Consider the following 10,411-nt stretch of genomic DNA (forward strand, 5'->3'; position numbering starts at 1 on the left):
GCTGAAAGCGCACAGTGGCGACCCACTCTTGCACAGCAGCGACCTCCGCCCTTGTCGGGGGCTGGCGATTGGCGTATCACGGGCTCCACGCTACCCGCCCCTCGGAGTGCGTTTCATGTCCCAGGATTTCTACTTTTTGCTGATGCCGGGCTTTTCCGCCATCGGCTTTATTTCGGCCATCGAGCCCCTGCGGGTGGCCAACCGCTTTCGCGGGGAGTTGTATCGCTGGCATGTGCTGAGCTGCGACGGCGGGGCGGTATTGGCCAGCAATGGCATGTCGCTGAACGCCGATGCTGCGTTGGAGCCGCTGAAAAAAGGCGCAACCTTGTGGGTGGTGGCCGGGTTCGAACCGCTCAAGTGCGTCACTGCGCCTTTGGTGCACTGGTTGCGCCGCCTGGATCTGGAAGGTGTCACCCTGGGCGGTATCGACACCGGCAGCGTGGTCCTGGCCGATGCCGGCCTTCTGGAGGGCCATCGCCTGACCCTGCACTGGGAAGCGATCGAGGCATTCAAGGAGTCCTACCCGCAGTTGCACGTCACCCAGGAACTGTTCGAGATCGACCGACGACGCATTACCTCGGCCGGAGGCACCGCATCCATCGACATGATGCTCGACCTGATCGGCCAGGCCCATGGCGCGCCCTTGGCGATCCAGGTCAGCGAGCAATTTGTGCTGGGGCGTATTCGCCCGCGCAAGGACCACCAGCGCATGGAGGTCGCCACCCGCTACGGCATCCGTAACCAGAAACTGGTGCAGGTGATTGGCGAAATGGAGCAACACAGCGAACCGCCGCTGAGCACCCTGGCCCTGGCCGAGTTGGTCAAGGTCACCCGGCGCCAACTGGAGCGCCTGTTTCGCCTGCACCTCAATGACACACCGAGCAACTTCTACCTGGGGCTGCGCCTGGAAAAGGCCCGACAACTGCTGCGTCAGACCGACATGAGCGTGCTGGAAGTCAGCATCGCCTGCGGCTTTGAATCGCCGTCCTATTTCACCCGCAGCTACCGCGCCAGGTTTGCCAGCTGCCCACGGGAGGATCGGCGCCGAGAGGCTGCGCACACGGCCCCTCTGCAGGCGCCCATAGAGTAGGCGCCGTTATTTTTTCAGCAGGGCCGAACAGGCGGTTTTGTAGGCTTCGTGCTGGTACTTGTTCAAGGTGCTTGGCAGCTCGAAGTTGTGCTTTTTATTCTGCGCATTGATGGTTTGTGGCGAGAGCAGGGTGACCTCGCAGTCCAGCAGCTGGAACACCCCCTCGATTTTAAAGGTGGTCGGGCCGCCGGCGAATTCACCTTTCTTGCTGCGCTTCTTGATGGCGAGGCGGCTGATACCGTTCTCACTGACAAAGGCCGCGACCTGGGCTGCGAACGCCTTGACGTTGGCCGCTTCGTCATCGTCTTCAAGGGCGATTTTCTTGGTGGCGATGGCCACATGCTGCAGCGCGTCGCCCTGCAAGGAGGCAATGGCGAAGATGGCTTCACTGCCTTTGATTTCGATGCCGCAGATGCTCATGAGCGTTCCTTAGATTCGGTAATGGCGTGCAGCTTACAGCTCCAACTGGTCGGCGCGAATGCCAAATGCCTGGGCGATTTTCTCGCGGGTGGCGCGGCGCGGCTTGGCCACGCTTTCCTGTTGGGCGTAGGCCGGTCGGGAAACCCCCAGGCGTGTGGCGACTTCTTCGCTTACTGACGCTGTGTGGACTGGCAACCCTGCAACGTTGTCCACATGTTGCCCATCAGGTAGTGGGTCGGTCCTCACCCATCCTGTAGGCGCTGGCTTGCCAGCGCTGGCGATCTTGAAGGGCCCCTCGCCAGCAAGCCGGCTCCTACAACGGCGTTGGCGACGGGGTTATTCCTGGGCGATGGACTCGATGAATTCCGAGCGCTCGTCGCTCATGCGCGACAAGCAGTCGTTGTTGGCGATGGTGTAGGCCTTGCTGCCGGGCTTGGCCGGGAAGGTTTCGATCGCGCAATCGGCGTCGCGCTGCTTGAGCCACAGTTGCTGGGCATTCTTGACCTTGGCGCTGACGTCGCTGAGTTGCGCCTTGTCGTGGCCGTACAGGGTGCCTAGGCGCTCTAGCAGGCCCTGCACGTTGTCGTTGAGCAGTTGTTCGGCGGTGGTGCGGTTGTAGGTGGCACATTCCAGGGTCTGCACGTCGTTCTCGACGCCGTCGCATGGCGAGCTGTCAGCCTCTTCGGCGGCTTGTGCGCCGGTCGCCATCAGTGCCAAAGCCAGGAAAATCGGTTTCATCGCAGCGTCGCCCTAATCCAGTGAAGCATCCGTTGATGGGGCGAATTCTGGCGTAAGCCCCGGCTAAAGAACAGATGGCCCGATAGCCCGGTTGCAGGCCCTTTGTCGCCTGTTGACGCTTTCGGCAATTCCCCTGTCGTTTTTGCACCCGGTCGCCCCGGCCCTCAAGCATATGCTGACCCCAAAGCGCCGGCAGACGATTCGGCGCATGAATCGCCTAAAAGGGGACAGCCTGATGAGCCCAGCCGAATTACACGCCGACAGCATCGTTATCGACGGGCTGATCATTGCCAAGTGGAACCGCGAGCTGTTCGAGGACATGCGCAAGGGCGGCCTGACCGCGGCCAACTGCACCGTGTCGGTGTGGGAAGGCTTCCAGGCCACCATCAACAACATCGTCGCCAGCCAGAAACTGATTCGCGACAACAGCGACCTGGTGATCCCGGTCAAAACCACCGCCGACATCCGCCGGGCCAAGGAGCAGGGCAAGACCGGGATCATCTTCGGCTTCCAGAACGCCCATGCCTTTGAAGACCAATTGGGCTACGTGGAGATCTTCAAGCAGCTCGGCGTGGGCGTGGTACAGATGTGCTACAACACCCAGAACCTGGTGGGTACCGGTTGCTACGAGCGTGATGGCGGTCTCTCGGGTTTCGGTCGTGAAGTGGTCGCGGAAATGAACCGTGCCGGCATCATGTGCGACCTGTCCCACGTCGGTTCCAAGACCTCCGAGGAAGTCATCCTCGAATCCAAGAAGCCCGTCTGCTACTCCCACTGCCTGCCGTCGGGGCTCAAGGAGCACCCGCGCAACAAGTCCGATGCAGAGTTGAAGTTCATTGCCGATCACGGCGGGTTTGTCGGCGTGACCATGTTTGCGCCGTTCCTGGCCAAAGGCATCGACTCGACCATCGACGACTACGCCGAAGCCATCGAATACACCATGAACATCGTCGGTGAAGACGCCATCGGCATCGGCACCGACTTCACCCAGGGCCATGGCCAGGATTTCTTCGAAATGCTGACCCATGACAAGGGCTACGCCCGGCGCCTGACCAACTTCGGCAAGATCATCAACCCCCTGGGCATCCGCACCGTGGGCGAGTTCCCCAACCTTACCGAGACCCTGCTCAAGCGCGGCCATAGCGAGCGCGTGGTGCGCAAGATCATGGGCGAGAACTGGGTCAACGTCCTCAAGGACGTCTGGGGCGAGTAAGCCACCGCTGACACTTCTTTTCCCCGGCCATCCGCGCCGGGGCATCAAAACGAATTTTCTGGAGTTAAGTTTCCATGGCCAAGATCGCCCCGCAATTGCCAATCGAAGTCGACAGCGAAACCGGTGTCTGGACCTCCGACGCCCTGCCGATGCTCTACGTGCCACGGCATTTCTTCGTCAATAACCACATGGGCATCGAGGAAGTGCTGGGCGCTGAAGCCTACGCTGAAATCCTCTACAAGGCCGGCTACAAGTCCGCCTGGCACTGGTGCGAAAAAGAAGCCGAATGCCATGGCCTGGAAGGCGTGGCGGTGTTCGAGCACTACATGAAGCGCTTGTCGCAACGCGGTTGGGGCCTGTTCAAGATCCAGGACATCGACCTGGACCAAGGCACCGCCAGCGTCAAGCTTGAGCACTCGGCGTTCGTCTACGTCTACGGCAAAGTCGGGCGCAAGGTGGACTACATGTTCACCGGCTGGTTCGCCGGCGCCATGGACCAGATTCTCCAAGCCCGCGGCAGCTCGATCCGCACAGTGGCAGAGCAGGTTTACGGTGGTTCCGAAGAAGGCCACGACGATGGCCTGTTCGTCGTCAAACCGTTGTAAGCGGAGTTAAGAAAATGGCTTTCGAAGCGATGTTCCAGCCGATCCAGATCGGCAAACTGACCATCCGTAACCGTGTGCTCAGTACTGCCCACGCCGAGGTCTATGCGACTGACGGCGGCATGACCACCGAGCGCTACGTGAAGTACTACGAGGAAAAAGCCAAGGGCGGCATCGGCCTGGCAATTTGCGGCGGGTCTTCGGTGGTCGCCATCGACAGCCCCCAGGAATGGTGGAGCTCGGTGAACCTGTCCACCGACCGCATCATTCCGCACTTCCAGAACCTGGCTGACGCCATGCACAAGCATGGCGCCAAGATCATGATCCAGATTACCCACATGGGCCGCCGCTCGCGCTGGGACGGCTTCAACTGGCCGACCCTGATGTCGCCGTCTGGCGTGCGCGAGCCGGTGCACCGCGCCACGTGCAAGACCATCGAGCCGGAAGAGATCTGGCGGGTGATCGGCAACTACGCTCAGGCCGCACGTCGGGCCAAGGACGGGGGCCTGGACGGTGTGGAACTGTCCGCCGTGCACCAACACATGATCGACCAGTTCTGGAGCCCTCGGGTCAACAAGCGGACCGACGAATGGGGTGGCACCTTCGAGAAACGCATGCGTTTCGGCCTGGAGGTGCTCAAGGCGGTGCGCGCCGAAGTCGGTGACGATTTCTGCGTCGGCATGCGCATCTGTGGTGACGAATTTCACCCGGACGGCCTGTCCCACGAGGACATGAAACAGATCGCCAAGTACTACGACGACACCGGCATGCTGGACTTCCTCGGTGTGGTCGGCTCGGGGTGCGACACCCACAACACCCTGGCCAACGTGATTCCCAACATGAGCTACCCGCCGGAGCCGTTCCTGCACCTGGCGGCCGGCATCAAGGAAGTGGTCAAGGTCCCGGTGCTGCACGCCCAGAACATCAAGGACCCGAACCAGGCCACGCGCATTCTGGAAGGCGGTTATGTCGACATGGTGGGCATGACCCGCGCTCACATGGCCGACCCGCACCTGATTGCCAAGATCAAGATGGGCCAGATCGACCAGATCAAACAGTGCGTCGGTGCCAACTACTGCATCGACCGCCAGTACCAGGGCCTGGACGTACTCTGCATCCAGAACGCCGCCACCTCCCGTGAATACCTGGGGGTGCCGCACATCATCGAAAAGACCACCGGCATCAAGCGCAAAGTGGTGGTGGTCGGCGCCGGCCCTGCTGGTATGGAAGCCGCCCGCGTGGCGGCCGAGCGCGGCCATGACGTGACCCTGTTCGAGAAAAAAGAGGCCATTGGCGGGCAGATCACCACCGCCTCCAAAGCCCCGCAACGGGACCAGATTGCCGGCATCACTCGCTGGTACCAACTGGAGTTGGCGCGGCTGAAAGTCGACCTGCGCCTGGGCACCGCCGCGGACACCGCGACCATCCTCGACTTGCGCCCCGATGTGGTGGTGCTGGCTGTGGGCGGCCATCCCTTCATCGAGCAGAACGAACACTGGGGCGCCGCCGAAGGTTTGGTGGTCAGCAGTTGGGACATCCTCGATGGCAAGGTGGCGCCGGGCAAGAACGTGCTGGTCTACGACACCATCTGTGAGTTCACCGGCATGTCGGTCACCGACTTCATCGCCGACAAAGGCTCGCAAGTGGAGATCGTCACCGACGACATCAAGCCGGGCATCGCCGTGGGCGGCACCTCGTTCCCGACCTACTACCGCAGCCTGTACCCCAAGGAAGTGATCATGACCGGGGACCTGACCCTGGAGAAGGTCTACCGCGAAGGCGACAAGCTGGTGGCGGTGCTGGAGAACGAATACACCGGCGCCCGCGAGGAGCGGGTGGTGGACCAGGTGGTGGTGGAGAACGGCGTGCGTCCTGACGAAGCCCTGTATTACGGGCTCAAGGAAGGTTCGCGCAACAAGGGCCAGATGGACGTCGAGGCGCTGTTCGCGATCAAACCGCAACCGTGCCTGAGCGAAGCGGGAGAGGGCTACCTGCTGTTCCGCATCGGTGACTGTGTGTCCCAGCGCAATACGCATGCCGCTATCTATGACGCACTTCGGCTCTGTAAGGATTTTTAGCGGCAGCTGCAAGTTTCAAGCTGCAAGCTGCAAGTGAAAGCGGGCGTTCAGCATTGCTCTTTCTTGCCGCTTGAAGCTTGCTGCTTGCACCTCGCCAGAGGTGACTGTGATGTTGAACACCCTTCTTCCCCTCCTATTGTTCGCCGCCCTGGGCCTTGCGGTCCTTGGCGCTCTGCGCCGTGTGGCCATGTGGCGCCGCGGTCGGGCGTCCAAGGTCGACCTGATTGGCGGCCTGCTGGCCATGCCCAAGCGCTACATGGTGGATCTGCACCATGTGGTGGCCCGGGACAAATACATCGCCAATACCCACGTGGCCACGGCGGGCGGCTTTGTCCTGGCTGCCGTACTGGCGATCCTGGTGCACGGTTTCGGCCTGCATAACCGCATCCTCGGTTACGCCTTGCTGCTGGCCACCACGCTGATGTTTGTCGGCGCGCTGTTTGTCGCCAAGCGCCGGCGCAACCCACCGGCACGCCTGTCCAAGGGGCCGTGGATGCGCTTGCCGAAAAGCCTGTTGGCGTTCTCGGTGAGCTTCTTCCTCGTGACCTTGCCGGTGGCGGGCATTCTGCCGGCGGATTTCGGCGGCTGGCTGTTGGCCGCAGTCCTCGCGCTTGGCGTGCTTTGGGGCGTGTCGGAGATGTTTTTCGGCATGACCTGGGGCGGGCCCATGAAGCACGCCTTCGCCGGCGCCCTGCACCTGGCCTGGCACCGACGTTCGGAGCGCTTTGGTGGCGGCCGTTCCACGGGCCTCAAGCCCCTGGACCTGGAAGACCCGTCTGCTCCCCTGGGGGTGGAAAAACCCAAGGATTTCACCTGGAACCAACTGTTGGGTTTCGACGCCTGCGTGCAGTGCGGCAAGTGCGAAGCGGCGTGCCCGGCCTTTGCTGCCGGCCAGCCGTTGAACCCGAAAAAACTGATTCAGGACATGGTGGTCGGCCTGGCTGGCGGCACCGATGCGCAGTTCGCCGGCAGCCCTTACCCTGGCAAAGCCATTGGCGAACATGGCGGCAATCCGCACCAGCCCATCGTCAACGGCCTGGTGGACGCCGAGACCCTGTGGTCGTGCACCACGTGCCGGGCCTGCGTCGAGGAGTGCCCGATGATGATCGAGCACGTCGATGCCATCGTTGATATGCGCCGCCACCTGACCCTGGAAAAAGGCGCCACGCCGAACAAGGGCGCCGAAGTCCTGGAAAACCTGATTGCCACCGACAACCCCGGCGGTTTCAACCCGGGTGGTCGGATGAACTGGGCAGCGGACCTGAACCTGTCCCTGCTCAGCGACAAGAAAACCACCGACGTGCTGTTCTGGGTCGGCGACGGTGCCTTCGACATGCGCAACCAGCGCACCCTGCGGGCCTTCGTCAAAGTGCTCAAGGCAGCCAAGGTGGACTTCGCCGTGCTCGGCCTGGAAGAACGCGATAGCGGTGATGTGGCCCGACGCCTGGGGGACGAAGCGACCTTCCAGTTGTTGGCCAAGCGCAATATCCAGACCCTGGCCAAGTACAGCTTCAAGCGCATCGTGACCTGCGACCCCCATAGCTTCCACGTGCTGAAAAACGAATACGGCGCCTTCGACGGCAACTACCAGGTGCAGCACCACAGCACCTACATGGCCGAGCTGATTGGTGCCGGAGCCCTTAATCTGGGCCAGCACAAGGGCAGCAGCGTGACGTATCACGACCCCTGCTACCTGGGCCGTTACAACGGTGAGTACGAAGCGCCGCGCGACGTGCTGCGGGCCCTGGGTATCGAGGTCAAGGAGATGCAGCGCTCGGGGTTCCGTTCCCGTTGCTGCGGCGGTGGCGGCGGCGCGCCGATCACCGACATCCCGGGCAAGCAGCGAATCCCCGACATGCGCATGGACGACATCCGCGAAACCGGCGCAGAACTGGTGGCCGTGGGTTGTCCACAGTGCACGGCGATGCTCGAAGGGGTGGTCGAGCCTCGGCCCCTGATCAAAGACATCGCCGAACTGGTGGCCGATGCCCTGCTTGAAGACGCCGCGCCGAGCAAAGTGCCGGCCTCGGTGAAGCCAGAACCTGCGGAGGTGCACTGATGAGCGACATTATCCGCCGCGATCCCCGGGCCGAATGGATTGCCCGTAACCGTCTGCACCCGCTGCACGCGGCCATGCAGGCTGTGGAGCACAGCTGGATGGGGCCCAACGGGCTGATCCGCAAGAACCCCCACGGCATCGGGTTTATCGGCCCCAACGGCCTCAAGCGCATCGACCGCAGTGGCGCCCAGCAGGGCGGCACGACCAAGCGCACGGCGGCCGCGCAAGTACAGCTGCCATTGCACCAGGTGGCACAACCGGCGTTCTACATCAGCGTGGTGCCGGACATGGTCGGTGGCCGCCTGAGCAGCCACGACCGCGACTTGCTGGGCTTGGCCCATCAACTGGCGGGCCAGGACGGTGCGGTGCTGGCGGTGGTGTTTGGCGAACACAAAGAGTCGGCCTTTGAGACGGCCGGCGTCGATCGCCTACTGGTGCTGGACGGCAGCGAGTTCGACGGTTATGCACCGGAACAACGGGTGCAGGGCCTGCGGGCTGTGGATAACCAATTCAACCCCCGTCACTGGCTGCTGCCTGACAGCCGCTCCGGTGGCGGTGAGCTGGGCCGGCGTTTTGCCGCGGCCTTGGGCGAGCGCCCGGCGACCCGGGTCTGGCAGGTCAAGGACGGGCAGTGCATCGGCCGTGCCGGTGCCGGCCTGCAGGACCTGGCGCGGCCCGCTGCACGGCTGATCCTGGCAGCTGCGGAATGCGCGGAGCCGGTCAGCGAAACCCGCCACGAGGCCCTGCCGGTGGAATTATCCACAAGCGTGGCCCGCAGCTTGGCGCGGATCGAGGATTTGGGCGCGGTGGCGGTGGACCCCGCGGCGATTCCCATGGCCGAGGCTGAGTTCATCTTCTCTGGCGGCAACGGGGTCAAGGACTGGCCTTTGTTTCACCAGGCCGCGGCCGCCCTGGGCGCCACCGAGGGGGCTTCACGGGTGGCGGTGGACGACGGTTTCATGGGCCGCGACCGGCAAGTGGGGGCCAGCGGGATCTGGGTCACCGCCCGGGTTTACGTGGCGGTGGGGATTTCCGGGGCGATCCAGCACCTGCAAGGCATTGGTGCCTGCGACAAGGTGGTGGCGATCAACCTCGACCCGGGTTGCGACATGATCAAACGCGCCGATCTTTCGGTGATTGGCGACAGCGCCGAGATTCTTCAAGCCTTGATCGCGGCGGTAGCGGCTTACCGCAACGGCGCCAAGCGCGACGCGGCTTAAGGGGACAGTGATGAACAGCAATGTGATCAGCCTGGTATCGATTGGTGCCCACCCTACGTCCGGCCGTCCACGGCGTGCCGAGCAGGATGCGCGGGCCGTGGAACTGGGGCTGCAACTGGCTGGGGATAACCTCCAGGTGCTGCACGCCGGGGACGTGGCCGAGCCGGCGTTGCGGGCTTATCTGGGCATGGGCCTGGAGCAATTGCATGTGCTGGAACAGCCGGCGGGCGCCGATGCGCTGCCGGCGTTGACCCAGTACCTGCGCGATGCCGGTGCCCAGGTGGTGCTGACTGGCAGCCAGGCGGAGACGGGGGAAGGCTCGGGCATGTTGCCGTTTCTGCTGGCCGAAGGCCTGGGCTGGCCGCTGGTGGTGGGCCTGGCTGAAGTGGAGTCCATCTCCGGCGGTGTGGCCCAGGTGCTGCAAGCCTTGCCTCGTGGCCAGCGGCGTCGACTCAAGGTGCGTCTGCCATTCCTCGCCACTGTGGATAACGCTGCGCCCAAGCCGCGCCAGAGCGCCTACGGCCCGGCGCGTCGGGGGTTGCTGCAGGCAGATCAGGTGATGGTGGTGGAGGATGAGTTACTCACAGCCTCCAGCCTGCAACCGGCCAAGCCTCGCCCTAAACGCCTGAAAGTGATCAAGGCCAAGAGCGGCGCCGACCGCATGAAAGCCGCCACTGCCAAAGCCAGCGGCGGCACCGGCCAAGTGCTCAAAGACCTCACCCCGGAAGCGGGCGCCGAAGCGATCCTCAAGTTGTTGATCGAAGAAGGCGTCGTCCGCTGACTCCGTAGGTGCCGGCTTAGGGGGTTAGCGCATGTCTCGGGTATCGCTGGTCGCTGGCAAGCCAGCTCCTACAGAGCCCTCGCAGCCTGCGCGAATAATGTAGGAGCCGGCTTGCCGGCGATAGCGGCCTCGGGGTTTAGCGCATGTCTTGGGCATTGCTGATCGCTGGCAAGCCAGCTCCTACAGAACCCTCGCAACCTGCGCGAATAT

General features: G+C 63.1%; 9 protein-coding genes and 1 pseudogene. 7 read left to right on the forward strand and 3 right to left on the reverse strand.

What is annotated here, in order from left to right; translation table 11 throughout:
* Nucleotides 1-115: 115 nt before the first annotated feature.
* Nucleotides 116-1,090: a GlxA family transcriptional regulator gene (locus M1B34_RS26175; protein ID WP_268266643.1), complete on the forward strand. Its 975-nt coding sequence runs from the start codon at nucleotides 116-118 to the stop codon at nucleotides 1,088-1,090.
* Nucleotides 1,091-1,096: 6 nt separating this feature from the next.
* Here M1B34_RS26175 and M1B34_RS26180 read toward each other — a convergent pair whose 3' ends face one another.
* The 3 genes and pseudogenes from M1B34_RS26180 to M1B34_RS26190 form a co-directional block, all read right to left on the reverse strand.
* The gene (locus tag M1B34_RS26180) at nucleotides 1,097-1,510 is read right to left on the reverse strand and encodes a DUF3010 family protein (protein ID WP_123327548.1); all 414 of its coding nucleotides are present in this window, start codon (nucleotides 1,508-1,510) and stop codon (nucleotides 1,097-1,099) included.
* Nucleotides 1,511-1,543: 33 nt separating this feature from the next.
* Nucleotides 1,544-1,678, reverse strand: a pseudogene (locus M1B34_RS26185) (helix-turn-helix domain-containing protein); the annotation flags it as partial.
* 168 nt (nucleotides 1,679-1,846) lie between these two features.
* Nucleotides 1,847-2,248 carry a lysozyme inhibitor LprI family protein gene (locus M1B34_RS26190; RefSeq protein ID WP_123327547.1) on the reverse strand — a complete coding sequence of 134 codons (402 nt, stop codon included), beginning with the start codon at nucleotides 2,246-2,248 and terminating at the stop codon, nucleotides 1,847-1,849.
* A gap of 235 nt (nucleotides 2,249-2,483) precedes the next feature.
* Between M1B34_RS26190 and M1B34_RS26195 the strand changes: the two genes are divergently transcribed.
* From M1B34_RS26195 to etfB, 6 genes are all read left to right on the forward strand, one after another.
* Complete coding sequence (locus M1B34_RS26195; protein WP_123327546.1) at nucleotides 2,484-3,461, forward strand: dipeptidase; 978 nt, start codon at nucleotides 2,484-2,486, stop codon at nucleotides 3,459-3,461.
* A gap of 74 nt (nucleotides 3,462-3,535) precedes the next feature.
* Entirely contained in the window at nucleotides 3,536-4,066 is a 531-nt protein-coding gene (locus M1B34_RS26200) for a 4-vinyl reductase (RefSeq protein WP_123327545.1), read from the forward strand.
* Nucleotides 4,067-4,080: 14 nt separating this feature from the next.
* Complete coding sequence (gene dgcA, locus M1B34_RS26205; protein ID WP_123327544.1) at nucleotides 4,081-6,141, forward strand: dimethylglycine demethylation protein DgcA; 2,061 nt, start codon at nucleotides 4,081-4,083, stop codon at nucleotides 6,139-6,141.
* Between the two features lie 109 nt (nucleotides 6,142-6,250).
* Nucleotides 6,251-8,200: a dimethylglycine demethylation protein DgcB gene (dgcB, locus tag M1B34_RS26210; protein ID WP_268266644.1), complete on the forward strand. Its 1,950-nt coding sequence runs from the start codon at nucleotides 6,251-6,253 to the stop codon at nucleotides 8,198-8,200.
* Complete coding sequence (gene etfA / locus M1B34_RS26215) at nucleotides 8,200-9,420, forward strand: electron transfer flavoprotein subunit alpha (RefSeq protein WP_123327542.1); 1,221 nt, start codon at nucleotides 8,200-8,202, stop codon at nucleotides 9,418-9,420. The genes dgcB and etfA overlap by 1 nt, the downstream gene beginning before the upstream one ends.
* 10 nt (nucleotides 9,421-9,430) lie before the next feature.
* A complete protein-coding gene (gene etfB, locus M1B34_RS26220; RefSeq protein ID WP_123327541.1) occupies nucleotides 9,431-10,201 on the forward strand; it encodes an electron transfer flavoprotein subunit beta in 771 nt (256 codons plus the stop codon).
* Nucleotides 10,202-10,411 lie beyond the last annotated feature (210 nt).

It is taken from the genome of Pseudomonas morbosilactucae (assembly GCF_023241715.1).
In the GTDB taxonomy this organism is placed as follows: Bacteria; Pseudomonadota; Gammaproteobacteria; order Pseudomonadales; family Pseudomonadaceae; genus Aquipseudomonas; species Aquipseudomonas morbosilactucae.